A 19,538-nucleotide genomic window follows, 5' to 3' on the forward strand; every position below is an offset into this window, starting at 1 on the left:
GTCACGTCCAAAGATCGACCCCGATAAAGGAATTGATCAATGCAAGTTCGCGCAGCCGACACGCGCGGAAGACTGTGGCCTGCGATCGCAACTGCCGCCGTGGCGGTGCTGGCGACGGCCGCCCTCGTCATCCTCGAATTCCAGCCGCCGCGTAACGTGGCGACCGGCGAGCCCGGCATGATCACCGAGGCCGCCGCCAACCGCGCCGGCGCCACCGTGCTGCCGACCGATCCGGTGACGACCGGCAGCGTGCGTTATCGCTGAGGGCGCTATCTCTTCATCGTCGTCCCGGCGGAGGCCGGGATCCATTACCCCGGCTGTATGTTTGGTGCGATGCTGGGGCAACATTCCGTGTAGCGGCAAACATTAGTGGTTATGGGTCCCGGCTCCCGTGCGCAATTGCGCACTAGGCCGGGACGACGGCAATAGCCGCATTTTCGCATTCCTGCCCCGGCGTCTCATCGCAAGCCTGCCTCCCTCGACCTGCGTAAGCTCCCCCTCGCGAACAACAAAAAACGCACAGGGAGGCTCACGATGATCTGGAAGGCCATCACGGCAACGCTCGCGCTTGCGCTCGCGACACAGGTGCACGCCGCCGAGAAAAAGTACGGCACGGGCGCCAGCGACACCGAGATCAAGCTCGGACAGACCTCGCCATTCTCCGGCGCGGCGTCGGCCTACAGCGTGATCGCGAAGACCCAGGCCGCCTACTTCAGGATGATCAACGACCAGGGCGGCGTGAACGGGCGCAAGATCAATTTGATCACGCTCGACGACGGCTACTCGCCGCCGAAGACGGTGGAGCAGACCCGCAAGCTGGTGGAGCAGGAAGAGGTCGCCGCGATCCTCAATCCGCTGGGCACGCCGACCGGGCTTGCCGTGCGCAAATATCTCAACGACAAGAAAGTGCCGCAGCTGTTCGTCGGCGCCGGCGCCACACTGTGGGGCGACTACCAACATTATCCATGGTCGATCGGCTTCCAGCCGTCGTACCAGGCCGAGACCGCGGTCTATGCCAAATATGTGCTGACCAACAAGCCGGACGCGAAGATCGCGCTGTTCTACCAGAACGACGACGCCGGCAAGGATTACGGCAACGGCTTCAAGAAGGGGCTGGGGCCGGACAACACCGCCAAGATGGTGGTGGCGGAGACGACCTATGAATCGACCGACCCGACGGTCGACAGCCAGATCGTGAAGCTGAAAGCCTCCGGCGCCAACGTGCTGTTCATGCACGCGATCCCCAAGCAGGCGGCGCAGGCGATCAAGAAGATCGGCGAGATCGGCTGGAAGCCCGACATGTTCTTCCTCGCCGCGACCTCGACCTCGGTATCCTCGGTGCTGAAGCCGGCCGGCTTCGAATACTCCAAGGACATCATTTCATCCTACTCGCTGAAGGATCCGAACGATCCGCAGTGGAAGGCGGATCCGGACGTCATCGCCTGGCAGGACTTCATGAAGAAGTATTTTCCGGATGGCAATCTGCAGGACCAGTTGATCGTCTACGGCTATGTGGTGGCGGAGGCGACGGTGCAGGTGCTCAAGCAATGCGGCGACGACCTCACCCATGAGAACATCATGAAGCAGGCCGCCAACCTCGACATCGCGCTGCCGATGTTCCTGCCCGGCATCAAGGTGAAGACCTCGTCGACCGACTATTTCCCGGTCGGGGCGATGCGGCTGCAGAAGTTCAACGGCGAGACCTGGCAGCTGTTCGGCGACACCATCGGGAACGATTGAGCGGTGTTGCTGAGCGCGACTCCATCCACATCGTCGTCCCGGCGAAGGCCGGGACCCATAACCACAGGACGTGGGGATGGATTGAACTGGGGCCACAGCGTCGCGCCACAACTGCACCCTGTGGTTATGGGTCCCGGCTCGCGCTTCGCTTGGCCGGGACGACGGGAGAAGTGATTTCGGAATATTGGAAGAATGCCGGTGAGTTGCCCGACGCGTCAAGCCGCCTGGTCGAGCGCCGGCCACCGCCCTCGGCTCCTTTGCATGGGGTTGTTTTTCGATATTTTGGCGACGCACCTCCCGCGTGCGTGCCTGCAGGGGCGGGTAAGGGGAGTTACACCCCCTTCTCCAACAACACCCGGAAATCGGCCCGCGCGCGCTGCGCCTCGGCGCGGGCGGCGTCCGAGGCATCGCCGAGGCCGAAATAGCCGTGAATGAGGCCTTCGCCCGTGTGATAGGTCACAGGCACGCCGGCCGCCTGCAACGCCCTCGCATAAGCATGACCCTCATCGCGCAGCGGGTCGAACCAGGCCGTGGTGACGACCGCCGGCGCGGCACCCTTGAGGCTCGTCGCGCGCAGCGGCGAGACGCGCCAGTCGGTGCCCTGCGCGGAGTTCGCGAGATAATGCCCGCAGAACCACTCCATCACCGCCCGCGACAGGAAGTAGCCCTCGGCATTCTCGGCGCGCGACGGGAATTTCGCGTTCTCCGCGGGATCGGCGAAATTGCCGACCACGTCGGTGACGGGATAGACCAGCAACTGCCCGGCGAGCGCGATGCCGGCGTCGCGACAGGCGAGCGCCGAGGTCGCGGCAAGATTGCCGCCCGCGGAATCGCCGGCGACACCGACGCGGGAGAGATCACCGCCGAATTCGCTGATGCGCGCCACGACGTCGCGGACCGCGGCGAACGCATCCTCGAACGCGCCGGGAAAGCGCGTCTCCGGCGGGCGGCGGTAATCGACCGAGATCACCACTGCACCGGTCTCGATCACGAGGTTGCGGGCCTGGCGATCATGGGTCTCGAGATCGCCGGCGACCCAGCCGCCGCCATGGAAGAAGATCACGGTCGGCGCCGTGCCGCTTCCGTTGCGATAGAGCCGCGCGGCGAGCTTGCCGCCGGCGCCCTCGACCTCGATGTCGCCGGCAACATCGACCGGCGGCGGCGGCACCGCCTTGCGCGCCTCGGCCAGCGCGCGCAACGAATCGCGCGCGCTCTGCGGCGTCATGGTGGCGGGATCGCGCAGCGGCAGCAGCGGGATGATGTTGGCAATGATGGCATCGAGCGGGAGCGGCATGGGAGTCCTTCAGTGCTTGCAGTTCAAGTGCTTGGAAAGCGTGCCGGCCTCGATCGCGGCGATTTGCAGCGCGATGAAGCGGCTGTAGATGCGGGCCTGCGAGAACGCACCGCCGGTGAACCAGAGGCCGGGCTGCGGTGTGCGCGTCCACATGTTGCGCAGCTCCTGCGTCGCGTCGTCAAAGCCCCAGACGCGGCCGACGCGCCCGGCAACGTCGTCGCCGAACAGCTTGCCGACCAGATGGTCGGGTCCCTTGTAGCCCGTGGCGAGCACGAACAGCTCGGCAGCGAGCGCCGTGCCGTCGTTCAGCGCGAGGCCATCGGCGGTGAAATCAGCGATGTCGGCGGCCTGGATCAGGCGGATCTTGCCGTCGGCGATCAGCTCGGAGCAGCCGACGTTGAAATAGTAGCCGCCGCCGCGGGAGCGGAATTTCAGCGGCCAGCCGGTGCCGTCCTCGCCGAATTCGAGCCGGAAGCCGGCACGTTCGAGCCGCGACAGCAACGGCGCATCGAGCCGCTTCACCTCATCGGTGATGATCTTGTGCGCGACCTTCATGACCGGCAGCGGCACGCCGGAGTTGAGGATGTCGCGCACTTCGATCGGCGGACCGTCGCCGAGATAGGTCTTGTCGTAGAGCTGCGCCGGCTCGACATTGACCACCATGGTCGGGCTGCGCTGGACCATGGTGACGTCGGCGCCGGCAGCGTGCAGCTCCTGGCAGATGTCATGCGCGCTGGTGCCGGTGCCGAATACGACCACCGAGCGGCCTGCCCATTCGCGCCCCGCGGCGAATTGGCTGGAATGCAGCACCTTGCCCTTGAAGTGTTCGATGCCGGGAATGGTCGGGATGTTCGGCGTGCCGCTGACGCTGGTCGCGAGCACGATGTGCTTCGGATGCAGCGTGTGCAGTCTATCGCTCCGTTGCAGCGTCACCGTCCAGCGTTGCGTGGCATCGTCATAGCGCGCGCCGTCGAACGAGGTCTCGGTCCAGAAGTCGAGCTCCATGATGTCGACGTAGCTTTCCAGCCAATTCGCGATCTTGTCCTTCGGGATGTAGTCCGGAAAGGTCGGCGGGAACGGCAGGTAGCGGAACAGGTTGACCGGCGTCTTGTTGTGCAGCTTGAGCCCGCGGTAGCGCAGCCGCCAATTGTCGCCGATGCGACGCTCGCGATCGACGATCAACGCGTCGAGCCCGATCCGCTTGCACTCGACCGCGACCGCGATGCCGGCATGGCCGCCGCCGACGATCAGCACGTCGGGCTCGCGGTCGGCATAAGCGCGCGAGGCATGGCGCTGCTCGAGCCAGTCAGGTGCGGCGAAATCGCGCGCATGGGATTGTTCGGCGGCGTGCCCGGCGCGCGCATCGCAGATGCGGTTGAAGTCGAGCATGGTGGAGAAGGTCCACGCCGCGGAATTTCCATCGGCGTCCGGAAGCAGGCGGATCGCGCCGGTGCCCGGCCCATTCGACGTGTCGAAGGTGAATACGGCCTCGATCACCTCGCGCCCGGCCACCACGGTCCGGCGAGGTATCAAGGCATGGTCGTCGAGACGAAATCCCCGCGCGCTGACAGCGGCAACGCGTTCTAGCAGCTCGGCAACGACGCTCTGCTGCCCGCTGAACGTCGCAAAATGCCAGGAAATGCCGAAGATATTGCGCCAGTGGCTCTCGGGCGCGAACAATGCGGTGAGAGCATTAGCGGAGCGGCTGGCGAGCGCCGCATCGAGCGCGCCGATCCATTGCTCGGCAGCGAATTCAGGCGCGTCCTCGGTCGCCGGGTTCAGTTTGTCCAGCATGATCGTGCTTTCTCGGGAGCAGTTGCCGTCTATCTGACAACATGCTCCCGGAAAGCACAACCATCATGCCAGCACTCATGCAACGTGTTGCTGACGCGGCTCCGGTTCGGCCTTGGCCGCATCGGTATTCTCATCCACCTGCGGCGCGGGCACAGGCGCCGCAGCGGCGAGTTCCTTGGCCAATGCGGTGGCACCGACATAGTCGGTCTTGCCGGTGCCGAGCAGCGGCACCTTGTCGACGACGCGGATGTCGGCGGGCACCGCGAGCTCCGAGGCGCCGACGCTCTTGGCCTGGCGCTGCATCGCGGATCGGTCGGCATCCTTCTGCGTGGTGAGCAGCACGATGCGTTCGCCCTTGCGCTGATCGGGCAGCGTCACCGCAACCGACATCGCCTGCGGCCACAGCGCCGATGCCATCGCCTCCACTGCGGAGAGCGAGACCATTTCGCCCGCGATCTTGGCGAAGCGCTTGGCGCGGCCCTTGATCGCGATGAAGCCCTGCGCATCGACCGTGACGATGTCGCCAGTGTCGTGCCAACCATCGGGCAGCGGCTCCAGCACGCCGGGATTCTCGGCACGGAGATAGCCGATCATCACGTTCGGCCCCTTCACCGAAAGGCGGCCGCCCTCCTCGATGCCGGGGACCGGATCGAGGCGGTACTGCATCAGCGGCGAGATTCGGCCGACGGTGCCCTGGCGGTTGGCCATCGGCGTGTTCATCGCCAGCACCGGCGCGGTCTCAGTGACGCCGTAGCCTTCGAGGATGCGGATGCCGTAGCGCTCCATGTAGACCTGCCGGGTGCGCTCCTTCACCGCTTCCGCACCGGCGATGACGAGCCGCAAGGTGCGGAAATCATAGGCATGTGCCGAGCGGGCGTAGCCGGTGAGGAAGGTGTCGGTGCCGAACAGGATGGTGGCGCCGGTCTGGTAGATCAGTTCGGGCACGATCCGGTAATGCAGCGGCGACGGATACATGAAGATCGGAATGCCGCCGAGGAGCGGCATCATCATGCCGCCGGTCAGACCGAACGAGTGGAACACCGGCAGGACGTTGAACACCTTGTCGTTGGCGTTGGCGTCGACCCGCGCCAGCGCCTGCGCCGCGTTGGCGAGGATGTTGCGGTGGGACAGCACGACGCCCTTCGGCGTGCCCTCCGAGCCCGAGGTGAACAGGACAACCGCGGGATCGTTGGCGTTGCGGACGACGCGCGGCGCGATGCCGGCGCGGAAGCCTGCGATCTTGTCAGTGAGGCTGATGCCGCCACGCAAATCTTCGAGATAGATCACGCGGGCCTGGCCGGCCATCGCCGCGATCAGCTTGTCGAGCTTGCCCTTCTCGATGAAGGCCTGCGAGGTCAGCACGGTCTTGACCTGCGCCGCCTTCATCGCGGCCAGCACATTGACCGGACCGGCCGAGAAGTTGAGCATCGCCGGCACGCGGCCGATGGTCTGCAGCGCCATGAACACGACGGCGACGCCGGCCGAGTTCGGCAGCAGCACGCCGACATTCTCGCCCACCGAAGTCCCCTGCTCGAGCTTGCGGCTCAGCACCTGCGCGCCGAGGATCAGCTTGCGATAGGTCAGCTTGGTGCCGAGCGCGTCCTCAATGATCGGCTTGCCGGTGTCGCGGTCGCGATAGGCATGGCCGAGGCCCTCGAACAGCGTCTGGTCGAGCATCGCGTTCTGGACCATGGCATCGATCATGACGTCCTGCAGCGCGGCACCGGCGGCGTTGCGACGCGCCTTGCCCCTCAGCGCCTGGTCGACCGGCAGCTTCACCGGCGGCAGGATCGAGATCGTCACCTTGGGGAACCAGGAGCGCTTGATCTCGCCGTTCTTGAGATAGCTGAGATGCGAGCGCTGCGCGCCCTCGATGCGGACCGGGACGACCACCGCATCGGCCTTGTCGGCGATCATCGCGGTGCCGTCATAGACCTTCATCAGCGAACCGGAGACCGTGATGCGGCCTTCCGGGAAGATCACGACCGGCTCGCCGGCGGCGACCAGCTTGATCAGATCGCGCGCAGCCAGCGGCTTCGACGGGTCCATCGTGTAGTGCCTGATCATCTTCAGGAACGGCTTGGCCCACCACGCCTTGGCGATGCCGGTGTCGACGGCGAAGCTAGCGTCGATCGGCAGCATGGCATGCAGCAACGGACCGTCGACCAGGCTGACGTGATTGGGCGCGATCAGCATCCGGGTGCCGGCGGGCGGCAGGTTCTCCATGCCGCGCACCTCGAGGCGGAACAGCGCGCGGAACAGCAGCGCGCCGAAATCGCGCACGCCCTCCTTGCCCCACTTGGTCAGCACGAACCAGACGGTGCCGAAGCTCGCGATCGCAAGGCCGAAGAAGATCCAGGCGATCGGCAGACCGGTAGCCTGCAGCGCGCCGACGAACACCGCGCCGGCGACCATGAAGCCCGCCTGCAGGATGTTGCCGGCGGCGATGATGCGGGCGCGCTCGGACGGCGCGGTCCAGGCTTGCACGGCGGCAAATGACGGCACCACGAACAGGCCGCCGCCGAAGGCGAACAGGAAGAAGTCGGCCAGCATCCGGAAGCCGCCTAACGAGGCCGCGAATGCAGCTGCGGTCACATCCTTGCCGAGCGAAGTGGTGCCGATCGCCCAAGCGAGGTCGAGGCCGATCACGCCCATCACGATGGCGCCGATCGGCACCAGCGCGAGGTTCGGCCGGACATGGCTGAGCTGCGCAGCGAACAGCGAGCCGGCGGCGATGCCGATCGCGAACACGGCGAGGCACAGCGTGACCACGCCCTCGGTGCCGCCGACGCCTTCCTTGATCAGGGCGGGCAACAGCGACAGCACGATCGCGCCGACCATCCAGAACCAGGACACGATCACCATACCGTCCCACAGCCGCGGCTCGGCATAGAGCGACTTCAACAGGCGCACCGTCGAGGTCCAGGGATTCCTGGTGATCAGCAGATCGGGCGCGGAGGGCTGGGTCAGCGGAATGCGCGATGCAAATCCCCACGACAGCACCGACAGGCCGACCACGGCGGCGCAGATCCAGCCCATGTGGCTGGCGCCGGCGACGAACAGCCCGCCCGCGATGGTGCCGATCAGGATCGCCATGAAGGTCGCGCCCTCGACCAGCGCGTTGCCGGTCGCGAGTTCGGAAACCGAGAGCTGATCAGGAAGCACAGCGTACTTCACCGGGCCGAACAGCGCGGCGACGATGCCGAACAGCGCCAGCGCGATGAACAGCAGCGGAATCGAATGGGTGAAGAAGCCGGCGGCAGCAAAAGCCGCGGCGAAGATCTCGAAGAACTTCAGCCGGCGGGCGACGATCGATTTGACGTAGCGGTCGGCGAGCTCACCGCCGAGTGCCGACAGCACGAAGAACGGGAAGATGAACACCGCGCCCGCGAGCTGGACCAATGCCGGCCCCTGCTCGTTGGCGACGCCATACAGCAGCATGATGACCAACGCGTTCTTCAGCACGTTGTCGTTCAATGCCGAGCAGAACTGCGACCAGAACAGCGGCGCGAAGCGGCGGGACGTCATCAATTCCTTGATCATGACCGGTTCCTTGGGTTAGCGCGCACGGCGCTGGCAGGTCTGCGAATGCGTGGGGCAGAGAATGGTGGGCGTGGTGACAATGACGGAGATGCCGCAGCCTTTAGTCTTTTCCGCAATGGTTCGGTTCGAACCGGCGCACATCCACACGCGCCGGGCCGTGGGGACATTGCCCGCCATAGGTGTACGAGACCTTATCCAGACCTGGGGTTGATGGATCTCGAGATCGGCGCGCGGGGACATGGTGAGTGCTTTGTTGTGGTTTCGGCGACAATTGCGAGGTGAGCGCTTCAGGTCAGTTCACTCAAGCCGCCGAACGGCGACCAGCGGCAGTTGCGCGACTTGCAGCGGCCGCCACGCTGTGCCGCCGGGCGCTGGGCGCGCCGCTGCTCCAGGACGCCTGCGACGTCGCAGGCGCGGGCGATCCGCTCGATCGGCGCGGTCGCCAGTGAGAAGATGGCACGGCCAAAGCCCGTCACGAGCTCGATCGCGTCATCGACGAAGGTGGTGGTCAATTGAAGTGCTAGGGTCCGCATGTGAGTGGCCTCCTATGCCAACTTGAGCAACGCTCAAATTAGTAGCCTGAAAATGAACATTGTTCAAGAAAAATCGCGACGGGACCGGAAAAAACTTCAGCGGCGAGCTCTGCTGATCGAGATCGCGCGCCGCTATATCGCAGCTAAAGGATTGAGATCATTGAAGGTTCGTGATGTCGCCGAGGCCGCCGGCTGCTCCATCGGTAGCGTCTATAACGAGTTCGGCGACTTCGACGGCCTGATCCTGACCGTGAACCGGGAGACCGTTCAGGCCCTGACCGCCCGGCTCAAGGCCGTCCCGGCCGAGGATCCCCTGCGCCAGCTGCACGGGCTCGCGGACGCCTATCTCGGCTTCGCCACTGAGCACGCCAATCTGCTGCGTTCGCTGTTCGAGCACCGGATGGAGGACGACCGGCCGTTTCCGGAAGATATCCTCGCGATGGTGATGGACGCGTTCGCGCTGATGCATGCGCCGCTGGTGCGGCTGTTGCCCGATCGCGATCCGAACGACGTCGCACTGCTGTCGCGGATGATGTTCTCCGCGGTCCACGGCATCATCTCGCTGGGCCTCGAGGAACGCATGGTCGCGGTGCCGCCGGAGCAACTGCGCGAACGGCTCGCGCAGTTCGTCGACACGCATCTCGCCGGATTGGGCATCACGCGCGGGGCGTAGCAGCGGCCAACGATCTGCGTGGCGACCAGCATCGCGAACAGGGATCAAGTCTGATTGTGTGCGACGCGGCCTGGTCGGGCGAGAGTCCAGAGCGGTTCGAGGAACACGACACTGGTCCCTCCCTCACGAAAGACGAGCTTGAACTCGATCCGTCCGTCCCCGGTGATGGAAGCGGAATGCGCTCCCGCATTGCCGTCATATCGCAGGATGCCATCCGAGACTTGCCCGGTAAAACCGCCGGAGAAGCCCGGTCCGGGTGTGCGGCTGTGCGGCATCGCCGGTCCGTTCACGAGATAGCCGGTCGCAACACCGTCCCGGTCGACACTGGTGACAATCATCATGAACTGGCGGTGCGAGTTGATCCATCCCTCGTCACTCGCCCACACGCCGAGAAAGCGCCGGACATTGTCCGGTACGTCGCCTGCCGGCGCGCGAATGCGAAAGGCGGGAAGCGGCAGTTGCTTCTCGACGGCCAATGCGGCGATCCGCTCGACATCCTGATCTGGCACGATGCCGTGATCGCTGGGCGCAAGCCAGTTCACCAACTCCGCCAGAGGATTCCGCATGCGATCGGCAATCAGCGGAGCGGTTGCCAAAGCCGCGAAGGCGATCACGGACAGGCCCGAGACCAGCAACCATCGGGGAAGCGCCGCCAGACGTGCTGCAACGCCCCGGGAAGTTGACGCCGGACGCGGGACGCTGCGCAGTTCATGGTCGTCCGACGGCGGAACGGGCTCGGCATCGAGCCGGTATCCCCGGCGTGATACCGTCTTGATGATGCGGTGTTCGTCGTCCCGCAACTTCAGGCGCAGTTCGCGGATGCATTGGACGAGCGAATCGTCGGAGACCGCGACGTTACCCCAGACCGCCTCGTGCAGATCCTGCTTGGACACCAGCCGCCCCGCGTTGCTGACGAGATGGCGGAGGACCGCAAATGATTTCGGCCTGAGATCTAGCTCGACGCCATCCACGCGAACGACGCCGCGGGCGAGATCGAACACAAATGAATCAAATATCAAAACGGAATCAGTCGCCGGGTCCATAGAGGTCACTCCATGCCCACAGACGGCACCAATCCGGGAAATTTAGCAGGAAATTCGTCGTTCTGTCACTTCTTGATCAGGACTTCCGCGCGGCGGAGCCGATAGTCGAAAGCCGGCTCGGCGTCATCTCCGGGCACGCGGGAGGTTGGCCATGTCGAGGACGCGCTTTGCCGTGTTGGCCGGGGTCGTTCTGGCGCTTGCAGCGGTGCAGCCGGGACCGACCCGGGCACAGGACGTCGTGAAAATCGGGCTGGTGATGCCGTTAACAGGCGTGCTGGGGCCGGTCGGCAAACAGGCGGTTGCCGGGGCGCGGCTCTACATGGCGCAGCACGGCGACATGGTCGCCGGTCGCAAGATCGAATTGATCGTCCGGGACGATGCCAGCGTGCCCGACAATGCCAAGCGCATCGCGCAGGAGCTGATCGTCAACGACAAAGCCGAGATCCTCGGCGGCGGGCTGACGCCGAGCGTGCTGGCGCTCGCCCCGCTGGTCACCGAGAGCAAGACGGCAACCGTCGTCATGGTATCGGGCACGTCGATCGTGACCGAACGGTCGCCCTACTTCGTGCGCACCAGTTGGACGCATGCGCAGCAGGCCAGCGTGCTGGCGGATTGGGCGGCCAGAAACGGATCGAAGCGCGCCACCATCATCGCGTCCGACTGGGCACCCGGGCGTGAAGCCGCCGGGGTATTTTCGGCGAGCTTCGCCGCGGCGGGTGGAGCGATCGTCGAAGCGATGAAAGTGCCGCTGGCCAACCCCGACTTCGCGCCGTTCCTGCAGCGAGCGCGGGACGGCAATCCCGACACCCTGTTCATTTTCGTCCCGACCAGCCAGGCCGGCATCCTGGCCAAGCAGTTTGTCGAGCGCGGGCTCGACAAGAGCGGGATCAAGCTGATCGGCCCCGGCGACATCGCCGACGACGAGGACCTGCCGGGGATGAGCGACGCCATGATCGGCACGATCACGGCGGGGTTCTACTCCGCGGCGCATCCCTCCGATCTGAACCGCGACTATGTCGCGTCGTTTCGCAAGGCCAACGCCAATGTCCGCCCAAACTTCATCAGCGTCAGCGCCTATGACGGCATGCATCTGATCTACCAGGCGCTGAAGGCGACCGGCGGCAAGACCAATGGCGACGCGCTGATCGAAGCCATGAAGGGCATGGCCTGGGAAAGCCCGCGCGGCCCGATGTCGATCGACCCTGTGACGCGGGACGTGGTCCACGACATCTACATTCGCCGGGTCGAGAAGGTCGGCGGCGAGCTCTACAGCGTCGAGCACGAGACCTTCAAGGCGGTCAAGGACCCCGCCAAGATCGCGAATAAATGAGCCAGGCACAGTAGGTCCGGCACTGCTCCGCCGTCTTAGACCCGGGTGCGGGCGATCGTGCCGGCGACGATCTGCATGGCGACGCCGAGCACCCAGCCGGCCATGATCGCCGCGGTCCAGGCGATATCCGGCTCGCTGCGCAGCACCACGACACCGACCGAGAAGAACGCGACCATGGTCGCGAGGAAGGTGCCGATCGCGCTGAGCAGCTCCGCGGCGTCGATCTTGCGCGTCGAAGCGGTGTCCTTCGGGTGGAAGAGCTTTGGCGGCGTGTCGATGCCGAGATAGAAGCCGATCGCGCCGCCCAGCATCATGATCAGCAGGAACGCCTGCGACGTCAGTGCCGACACGCTCGAGCCGACATGGACGGCAACGAACAGACCGCTCGCGGCTCCCGCCAGGGCCAGGCCGAAGCGCTCCAGGACATGGGCAAATTTTCTGACGCGGCTGCGCATCGCTATGCCTCATCAATGAATTGCGCCGTCGGTCAAGCTAGGCCTTTTCGGCACGTTGCGAAAGTCGTCACGTCTCAAATGGCCGCGACCTCGTGACACTTTTGTGCGCCAGTTCACACCTATCACGGCACGGAATGATTATTGATCGATCCAAGGTAGCAATCAATCCGGCTGCTGCTACGCTGCGCCATCGGCTTCATTCATTTCAGCGGGCCTCCTTCGATGCCGAGTCCGAAGATCATTATCCTGTCCGACGGCACCGGTAACGCCGCCTCCAGCGTCTGGCGTACCAATGTCTGGCGGATATTCCAGTCGCTCGATTTGCAGGGCAACATGCAGGCCGCCAAGTATGATGACGGCGTCGGCACCTCGTCCTTTGTCCCGCTTGCGCTGCTCGGCGGCGCCTTCGGCTACGGGCTCAAGCGCAATATCCTCGACACCTACAAGTTCATCTGCCGCAACTACGACCACCAGAACGGCTCGCAGATCTACCTGTTCGGATTCAGCCGCGGTGCCTTCACCGTGCGCACGCTCGCCGCACTCATCCTGGATCAGGGACTGATCGTCGCGGACACCGAGGCCGAACTGCACGATGGCGCCGTGAAGGCCTATCGCGCCTATCGGGCTGCCGGGTACCACTCGATCTGGCGCATCGAGGTGCTGTTCCGCGCGCTGCGCGACTACATCCTCGTGCCGGTGCTGGACCGTCTTCAGGGCAACAAGCCCTATGCAGGGATCGCCCGGAAGCAGGTGCCATCGATCGAGTTCGTCGGCATCTGGGACACCGTCGCAGCCTACGGCTTGCCGATCGACGAGATGACGCGCGGCATCTCGAACTGGGTGTGGCCGCTCGAACTGCCGAACCGGATTCTCAGCCCGCGGGTCAAGTGGGCACGACACGCGCTGGCGCTCGACGACGAGCGTACGACCTTTCATCCGGTGCTCTGGACCGAGCAGGAGCCGGGACAGCCCGCACCGGCGGTGCCGGCGACCATCGATGGCGAGCGCCTCGTCCAGGTGTGGTTCGTCGGCATGCATGCCAATGTCGGCGGCGGCTATCCGGACGATGCCATCGCGTACGTGCCGCTGGCCTGGCTGGTCGACGAGGCCGTCAAGCGCGGGCTCGTGTTCAAGAGCGCGCCGATCGCCGATCCCGATGCGATCAAGGTGATCAGGTCCTCGGAGGACAAGGATGGCCGGCTCTACGATTCGCGCGCCGGCCTCGGCGCCTATTACCGGTATGGGCCCCGCAAGGTCGCTGACCTCTGCAACGATCCCTATGCCGGCGTCAGCGTGCCGATGCCGAAGATCCATGAGAGCGTGTTCGAGCGGATCGACAGCGGCGCCAATGCCTATGCCCCGATCGGCCTGCCGCCGAACTACGTGGTCGTCTCCCGCGGCGGCCAGATCACGCCGTTGGCTTCCAGCACGTTTGAAACGTCCGCCGGCGCGCCGGCGCGCTATGCCGCGCAGGAGAAGCTTTGGAATTTCGTCTGGATGCGGCGGATCGCCTACTTCGCGACACTGGCGGCGTCGCTGCATCTGGCGGCGTTCTGGCTGTTCCACAATCAGCACAAGGAGCACGAATTCAGCTCCTGGTTCAGGATGATCTCGGAGCTGGTGCGCTTTGTGGAATCCTTCCTGCCGGCTTCGTTTCACTGGTGGACCGATTGGTACGCGGGCAATCCGGAATGGTTTGCCGGCGGCATCATCGCCGTTTTGGTGCTGATGGGCGTCGGCAATTCGCTCAGCGCAACCATCAGCGACAGGATGCGGATCATCTGGCGTGACCGCGCCAGCCCGGCGCCGCTCTCCGGGTTCATGCACGATGCGATCTATCGAGTCCGTACCAGCGCGATCTATCAATGGATTCTCAATGCCGGGAAGCGGCACGTCGTGCCCTTCCTGCTCACGGCCCTGCTGGTCTGGTTCGGCGCGACGCTCCTCAGCCATTTCCTGTTCAATGCCGCGGACTCGATGGGCGCCTTCTGCAACGGGACCGAGGCCGACAAGCTCGTCGCCGTCGACAAGGGCATCCCGCAGGATGCGGCCGATTTCGACACCAGCGCGATCTGTGCGCCGACCGGCCTCAAGGTCCGCACCGGTTTCAGATACGAGATCGCGATCACGATGTCGGAGCCATGGGAGGACGCCGGACGCGCGGTGACGCCGATCGGATACCGAACCTCGACCATCGAGGGCGCAAAGCGCTGGCGCGGATACGCCACGATCTTCCTGCGGCGGATCCTGTTCCGGCCCTGGTTCAGGTTGATCGCGCGGGTCGGAGAAACCGGCGTCGACGAGTATTTCCTCGATCCCCTGCCGGCGCCGAACACCGACCCGCAGGTCTACAAGGCAAGGTTCACCGCGGACCGCAGCGGCGAGATCTTCCTCTACGTCAACCAGGCCGTCATAGGCGTGCCCTGGATCACCAAATGGTTCTACGGCGATCACAAGGGCAAGGCGAAGGTCACGGTGAAGTTGCTGTAGGCAGCACAGCCCGTCGGATCCGTTGCGATCAGGCGATCCCGTGAAAGCGGGGCGGCGTTGCCGCCGCCCCGCGTCATCCTCATCCCAGACCTAAGCCGCGCGCCCGACCGAGGCGTCGAGATGCTTCAGCCGCGGCAGCACCTCGTGCTTCAGGAGCCGCAGCGAATTGTGCCAGGCCTCGGGCTTGTGCTTGTAGTCAAAGCCGAACACCAGGAGCACGCCGAAGCCGCCGACTTCCTGATAGATCTTCTCGATCTTCTCGGTGACCGTGGCGGGCGAGCCGACGATCCAGTTGTTGCGGGCGCAATACTCCACCGTGACGTCACTGTCGGGAACGTCGGGCGACGCCTTCAGATAGTCCTTGAAACCGAAATGGCCGAGCAGCGGCAGGAAATACTCGCCCATCATCCGGCCCATCATGTCGCCGGTCGACAGCTTCCAGGCCTCCGCGTCGGTATCGGCGACGAAGACCTCGCGCACCATCCGCCAATCCTTTCGGCTCGGCTTGCGGCCGGTCCTGGCGGCGCCGGCTTCGACCGAGTCCCAGTGGCTGCCGACATAGGCCGGATTGAGATTGAGGCTCATCGGAATGAAGCCGCGCTCGCCGGCGAGCTTCAGGGTGTCCGAGTTCTTCGACAGGCCGGCGACGCCGATCGGCGGATGCGGCGCTTGCTGAGGCTTGATGTGGGGCTTCAGGAAATCGAACATCGTGTCCGGCTTGGTCACCGTCCAGAACTTGCCTTTGTGAGTCCACGGACCCGGCTCGGTCCACATCTTCAGGATGATCTCGAGCGCTTCGCGTGTCATGTCGCGGTTCTGGCCGGACATGCCGTCGACATTGAACATCGCCCAGTCGCTCGGCAGGCCCGAGGCGGCGACGCCGAAGTTCAACCGTCCGTTTGAGAGATGATCGAGCATCGCGACGCGGTTGGCGAGCTCGGCCGGATGATGATACGGCAGCAGGAAGCCACCGGGCCCTATGCGGATGTTCTTGGTCTGCAGCAGCGCCTGCGCCACCAGGAGATCGGGCGACGGATGCGGCTCCCAGGGCGCGGTGTGATGCTCGCCGATCCAGGCTTCCTGATAGCCGAGTTCGTCGAGCCAGCGCAGCACCTGCAGGTCCCAGTCGTGGCCCTCTTTCAGTCCGCACTCCGGCGGATGCGACGGCATCGCGAAGTATCCGAGTTCCATGGGTTTCCTCTCTTTGTTCGTTGCGTGTCTTCCGCACGCGCGCAGAGAGTAGCTGCCCAGGCTGCGACAGAACAATGGTTTTATCGCCTGCTGCCCTGCCGGGATTACACGTAAGGCGTCCCCTTCAGCATGGTTGCGATGCCGGAAAAGCTTCGTTCCATGATCCGCAGAAAGGCCTCGCGTGACGACGCAGCCGGCCGGCGGGCCTTGTGCTCGCGAAGACCTTCCGCATAGCCAACGGTCAGCGCCGTGACCACCATCGCAGCTGTGAGCCTGGCATCGGCATCGGCGTTCGGCCGCTTGATCGCGCCGGCCAGTACGGTCGCCAGATCGTCGATCAGCTCGTCACGCATCTCGCGCGCCCGCGCCGAGAGTGCCGGGCTCTCGGCGACGGTGCGCCAGAACTTTGCCGTTCCATCGGTGAACTTCGCAAATGGATGTGCGCGATCCGCCAGGCTGTGCACCAGCCTGCACAGCGTCGCGAGCGGCGCCTCGCCGGCCGGCCGCTCGGCAAAGGCCGCCCGCAGCATCTGGCGGCTTTCCTCCTCGCGGTCGAAGAACAGGTCCTCCTTGCGCGGAAAGTAATTGAACACCGTCATGCGGGAGACCTCGGCGGCCTCGGCGACTTCGGCCACCGAAACATTGTCGAAGCCGCGCGCCAGGAACAGCTCGGTCGCGACATCCGAGATCGCCTGCCGCGTCGCCTCCTTCTTCCGCTCGCGCAATCCGCCCTGATTTGACATGCGAGAATTTGTACCATACTAAATATTATACTGAGTACAAATTTATGGTGACGGCGTGACGCATGAGCGAACGGATGTGGTTGTGGTCGGCGCCGGGCCGACCGGTTTGCTGCTGGCGATCGGACTGACTTTGGGCGGCGCCGACGTGATCGTGATCGAGCGGCTGACGGAGCCCGACCAGACCATCAAGGCCGGCGCGATCGGCGCCCTCGCAGGCGAGGCGCTGGAGCGCCGTGGCCTTGCCGACGAAATGGATGCGGTCGAACGCAGCATGGCGGAGGGCATGTCGAGGCTCATGAAGAGCGCGGGCGACGAGACCGAACTGCCGTTCAAGAAATTCGGCGGTCACTTCTCCGGTATCTTCCGGATCGACCAGACGCGGCAGCGCGAGCCGAACCGCCGGCTGCGCGGTGTGAACCAGCAGGCACTGGAACGAATGCTCGGCGAGCGCGCCCGCGCGCTCGGCATCGAGATCAGGCGCGGCTGCGAACTGATCGATTTCGAAGATCACGGAGTGGGCGTCGCGGCACGGATAAAGAGCGCATCCGGCGATGTCGAGCTGCACGCCGCCTATCTCGTCGGCTGCGACGGCGGACGCAGCACGGTGCGCAAGCGGGCGGGCTTCGACTTCTCCGGCACCGAGCCAACCCTCACCGGGCACCAGGCCATCGTCGACCTCGATCATCCCGACCGTCTGCTCCCGGTGGGCTGGCGACGCACGCCGGTCGGCATGATGGCGTATGGCCCGATTCCCGGCCGGGTGTTCCTCGCCGAGTTCGACGGGCCGCCTACCGATCGCAGCGCGCCGGTGACGCGCGAGGAGATCGAGACCACGTTGCGCCGGATCAGCGGCGCCGACGTCCGCGTCACCGCGGTGAAGACCGCAACGCGCTTCACCGACAATGCGCGGCAAGCCGACAGCTATCGCAGGGGTCGCGTGCTCCTCGTGGGCGACGCGGCGCATGTGCACTCGCCGTTCGGCGGGCAAGGCCTCAATCTCGGGCTGCTCGATGCGGTCAATCTCGGCTGGAAGCTTGCGGCGGTTGTCTGCGATCGCATGCCCGAAAGTCTGCTCGACAGCTACACGGAAGAACGGCATCCGATCGCGGCAAGGGTGCTCGCCAACACCCGCGCTCAGGTCGCATTGATGCGGCCTGACGTCATGACCGACGCCTTGCGCGAGATCGTCACTGACCTGATGAGCCTCGACGAAGGCACCCGCTATTTCGGTGAAATGATCAGCGGCATCCGGATTCGTTACGACCTCGGCAACGACCATCCGTCAGTCGGCCGGCTCGCCGGCAATATCGCCCTCGGCGACGACAACGCGGAGACAACGCTGTTCGATCGGATGGAGGACGGCAAGGCCGTGCTGGTCGATGCAGCGGGCGGCACGGCGTCAGCGATCGCAGCCCGCTGGGACACTCTGGTCCGATGCGTACCGGGGCGTGGCAGCCCTTCACTCCTCGTCCGTCCGGATGCCTGCATCGCCTGGGCGACCGACGGCACCGACATGACGGGCCTCGACGCCGCGCTCACGCGATGGTTCGGGCCCGCCATGCATTGACCTCGGCAAACGGCCGGCGAGACGGAGCGTCAGCGCGCGCCGAACGTGGTCTTGCCGAACAGCGCCTTCTGGGTCGAGGGCTGCGAGCGCCAGTATTGCGGCGGCGCGCTCACCTCTCCGCCGAGCTCGGCGGCGGCGTGCCAGCCCCAGCGCGGATCGTAGAGCATGCCACGGGCAAGCGCGACCATGTCGGCCTTCCCGGACGCGACGATCTCCTCCGCCTGCTTCGCTTCGGTGATCAGGCCGACCGCCATCGTGGTGACACCGGTCGCCTCCCGCACCGCCTGCGCCGCCGGCACCTGATAGCCCGGCCCGAGCGGGATCTTCTGCAGCGCAGAGACGCCGCCGGAGGAGACATCCATCCAGTCGACGCCGCGCTTCTTCAGCTCCTTGGTGAACTCGATGGTCTGCGCGACGTCCCAGCCGCCCTCGACCCAATCGGTCGCCGACACCCGGACGCCGACCGGCTTGCGGTCCGGAAAGACAGCGCGCACCGCGTCGAACACTTCGAGCGGAAAACGCATCCGGTTCTCGAGCGAGCCGCCGTAGCGGTCGGTGCGCTTGTTGGCGAGCGGCGACAGGAACTGGTGCAGCAGATAGCCGTGCGCGGCGTGCAGCTCGAGCGCGTCGATGCCGAGCCGGTCGGCGCGCTTCGCTGACGCGACGAAGGCTTCGCGGATGCGCGCCAGGCCGGCATCATCGAGCGCCACCGGCGCGGCTTCGCCGTCCTTGTGCGGGACCGCTGAAGGTCCAACCGTCTGCCAGCCGCCTTCGGCAACCGGGATCAACTGCCCGCCCTCCCAGGGACGCTGGCTCGAGGCCTTGCGGCCGGCATGGGCGAGCTGCATCGCGACCGCCGTCTTGGAATGCTTGCGCACCGAAGCCAGGATCGGCTTCAGCGCTGCTTCATTGGCATCGCTGTAGAGACCGAGGCAGCCCGGCGTGATCCGCCCGATATCCTCGACATGGGTGGCCTCGATGCAGAACATCGCGGCGCCCGACAGCGCCAGCATGTTGATGTGGGTGAAATGCCAATCATTGGCGGAGCCGTCATTGGCCGAATACTGGCACATCGGCGCAACCATGATGCGATTGGCGAGTGTCAGACCACGCAGTTCGATCGGGGAAAACAGGGTGCTCAT

The 19,538-nt window shown here is 65.2% G+C and carries 15 protein-coding genes; 6 read left to right on the top strand and 9 right to left on the bottom strand.

The features are described 5' to 3' along the window. Nucleotides 1-39: 39 nt before the first annotated feature. Both CK489_RS06170 and CK489_RS06175 read left to right on the top strand, forming a co-directional pair. Nucleotides 40-264: a hypothetical protein gene (locus CK489_RS06170; RefSeq protein WP_095731638.1), complete on the top strand. Its 225-nt coding sequence runs from the start codon at nt 40-42 to the stop codon at nt 262-264. A gap of 270 nt (nt 265-534) precedes the next feature. Beyond that, nucleotides 535-1,740, top strand: coding sequence for an ABC transporter substrate-binding protein (locus CK489_RS06175; protein ID WP_095731639.1), 1,206 nt, complete (start codon nt 535-537; stop codon nt 1,738-1,740). Between the two features lie 331 nt (nt 1,741-2,071). Here CK489_RS06175 and CK489_RS06180 read toward each other — a convergent pair whose 3' ends face one another. The 4 genes from CK489_RS06180 to CK489_RS06195 all read right to left on the bottom strand — a co-directional run bounded on the left by CK489_RS06180 (nt 2,072) and on the right by CK489_RS06195 (nt 8,904). After that, nucleotides 2,072-3,034, bottom strand: a complete 963-nt coding sequence (locus CK489_RS06180) for an alpha/beta hydrolase (RefSeq protein WP_095731640.1) — start codon at nt 3,032-3,034, stop codon at nt 2,072-2,074. 9 nt (nt 3,035-3,043) lie between these two features. Beyond that, nucleotides 3,044-4,828 carry a flavin-containing monooxygenase gene (locus CK489_RS06185; protein WP_095731641.1) on the bottom strand — a complete coding sequence of 595 codons (1,785 nt, stop codon included), beginning with the start codon at nt 4,826-4,828 and terminating at the stop codon, nt 3,044-3,046. 75 nt (nt 4,829-4,903) lie between these two features. Further along, complete coding sequence (locus CK489_RS06190; protein ID WP_095731642.1) at nt 4,904-8,371, bottom strand: acyl-[ACP]--phospholipid O-acyltransferase; 3,468 nt, start codon at nt 8,369-8,371, stop codon at nt 4,904-4,906. 287 nt (nt 8,372-8,658) lie between these two features. After that, nucleotides 8,659-8,904, bottom strand: a complete 246-nt coding sequence (locus CK489_RS06195) for a hypothetical protein (protein WP_095731643.1) — start codon at nt 8,902-8,904, stop codon at nt 8,659-8,661. 52 nt (nt 8,905-8,956) lie between these two features. Here CK489_RS06195 and CK489_RS06200 point away from each other — a divergent pair, with 52 nt between their 5' ends. Next, nucleotides 8,957-9,577 (top strand): TetR/AcrR family transcriptional regulator, encoded by a 621-nt coding sequence (locus tag CK489_RS06200; RefSeq protein WP_198960867.1) that lies wholly within the window; start codon nt 8,957-8,959, stop codon nt 9,575-9,577. Nucleotides 9,578-9,621: 44 nt separating this feature from the next. Here the strand turns inward: CK489_RS06200 and CK489_RS06205 are convergent, their stop codons facing one another. After that, entirely contained in the window at nt 9,622-10,620 is a 999-nt protein-coding gene (locus CK489_RS06205) for a winged helix-turn-helix domain-containing protein (protein WP_095731644.1), read from the bottom strand. Between the two features lie 151 nt (nt 10,621-10,771). Between CK489_RS06205 and CK489_RS06210 the strand changes: the two genes are divergently transcribed. Next, entirely contained in the window at nt 10,772-11,950 is a 1,179-nt protein-coding gene (locus tag CK489_RS06210; RefSeq protein ID WP_095731645.1) for an ABC transporter substrate-binding protein, read from the top strand. Nucleotides 11,951-11,985: 35 nt separating this feature from the next. Here CK489_RS06210 and CK489_RS06215 read toward each other — a convergent pair whose 3' ends face one another. Next, complete coding sequence (locus CK489_RS06215) at nt 11,986-12,405, bottom strand: hypothetical protein (RefSeq protein ID WP_095731646.1); 420 nt, start codon at nt 12,403-12,405, stop codon at nt 11,986-11,988. 222 nt (nt 12,406-12,627) lie between these two features. Here CK489_RS06215 and CK489_RS06220 point away from each other — a divergent pair, with 222 nt between their 5' ends. Beyond that, nucleotides 12,628-14,895: a T6SS phospholipase effector Tle1-like catalytic domain-containing protein gene (locus CK489_RS06220; RefSeq protein ID WP_095731647.1), complete on the top strand. Its 2,268-nt coding sequence runs from the start codon at nt 12,628-12,630 to the stop codon at nt 14,893-14,895. Between the two features lie 90 nt (nt 14,896-14,985). On the opposite strand, the gene CK489_RS06225 is transcribed toward CK489_RS06220, so the two are convergent. Together CK489_RS06225 and CK489_RS06230 are read right to left on the bottom strand one after the other, a co-directional pair. After that, nucleotides 14,986-16,086 carry an LLM class flavin-dependent oxidoreductase gene (locus tag CK489_RS06225; protein ID WP_095731648.1) on the bottom strand — a complete coding sequence of 367 codons (1,101 nt, stop codon included), beginning with the start codon at nt 16,084-16,086 and terminating at the stop codon, nt 14,986-14,988. 104 nt (nt 16,087-16,190) lie between these two features. Next, complete coding sequence (locus CK489_RS06230; RefSeq protein WP_095731649.1) at nt 16,191-16,829, bottom strand: TetR/AcrR family transcriptional regulator; 639 nt, start codon at nt 16,827-16,829, stop codon at nt 16,191-16,193. Between the two features lie 55 nt (nt 16,830-16,884). Here CK489_RS06230 and CK489_RS06235 point away from each other — a divergent pair, with 55 nt between their 5' ends. Next, complete coding sequence (locus tag CK489_RS06235) at nt 16,885-18,396, top strand: FAD-dependent oxidoreductase (RefSeq protein ID WP_198960845.1); 1,512 nt, start codon at nt 16,885-16,887, stop codon at nt 18,394-18,396. A gap of 29 nt (nt 18,397-18,425) precedes the next feature. Here CK489_RS06235 and CK489_RS06240 read toward each other — a convergent pair whose 3' ends face one another. Beyond that, nucleotides 18,426-19,538, bottom strand: coding sequence for an NADH:flavin oxidoreductase/NADH oxidase (locus CK489_RS06240; RefSeq protein ID WP_095731651.1), 1,113 nt, complete (start codon nt 19,536-19,538; stop codon nt 18,426-18,428).

The organism is Bradyrhizobium sp. UFLA03-84 (assembly GCF_002289535.1).
Lineage (GTDB): Bacteria > Pseudomonadota > Alphaproteobacteria > Rhizobiales > Xanthobacteraceae > Bradyrhizobium > Bradyrhizobium viridifuturi.

What these genes read in the sequence shown, in the direction of transcription:
- CK489_RS06175 (WP_095731639.1), top strand. Translation starts at nt 535, where the DNA reads ATGATCTGGAAGGCCATCACGGCAACGCTCGCGCTTGCGCTCGCGACA.
- CK489_RS06185 (WP_095731641.1), bottom strand. Translation starts at nt 4,828, where the DNA reads ATGCTGGACAAACTGAACCCGGCGACCGAGGACGCGCCTGAATTCGCT.
- CK489_RS06230 (WP_095731649.1), bottom strand. Translation starts at nt 16,829, where the DNA reads ATGTCAAATCAGGGCGGATTGCGCGAGCGGAAGAAGGAGGCGACGCGG.
- CK489_RS06205 (WP_095731644.1), bottom strand. Translation starts at nt 10,620, where the DNA reads ATGGACCCGGCGACTGATTCCGTTTTGATATTTGATTCATTTGTGTTC.
- CK489_RS06215 (WP_095731646.1), bottom strand. Translation starts at nt 12,405, where the DNA reads ATGCGCAGCCGCGTCAGAAAATTTGCCCATGTCCTGGAGCGCTTCGGC.
- CK489_RS06195 (WP_095731643.1), bottom strand. Translation starts at nt 8,904, where the DNA reads ATGCGGACCCTAGCACTTCAATTGACCACCACCTTCGTCGATGACGCG.
- CK489_RS06225 (WP_095731648.1), bottom strand. Translation starts at nt 16,086, where the DNA reads ATGGAACTCGGATACTTCGCGATGCCGTCGCATCCGCCGGAGTGCGGA.
- CK489_RS06170 (WP_095731638.1), top strand. Translation starts at nt 40, where the DNA reads ATGCAAGTTCGCGCAGCCGACACGCGCGGAAGACTGTGGCCTGCGATC.
- CK489_RS06180 (WP_095731640.1), bottom strand. Translation starts at nt 3,034, where the DNA reads ATGCCGCTCCCGCTCGATGCCATCATTGCCAACATCATCCCGCTGCTG.
- CK489_RS06240 (WP_095731651.1), bottom strand. Translation starts at nt 19,538, where the DNA reads ATGAGCACCCTGTTTTCCCCGATCGAACTGCGTGGTCTGACACTCGCC.
- CK489_RS06190 (WP_095731642.1), bottom strand. Translation starts at nt 8,371, where the DNA reads ATGATCAAGGAATTGATGACGTCCCGCCGCTTCGCGCCGCTGTTCTGG.
- CK489_RS06220 (WP_095731647.1), top strand. Translation starts at nt 12,628, where the DNA reads ATGCCGAGTCCGAAGATCATTATCCTGTCCGACGGCACCGGTAACGCC.
- CK489_RS06210 (WP_095731645.1), top strand. Translation starts at nt 10,772, where the DNA reads ATGTCGAGGACGCGCTTTGCCGTGTTGGCCGGGGTCGTTCTGGCGCTT.
- CK489_RS06200 (WP_198960867.1), top strand. Translation starts at nt 8,957, where the DNA reads ATGAACATTGTTCAAGAAAAATCGCGACGGGACCGGAAAAAACTTCAG.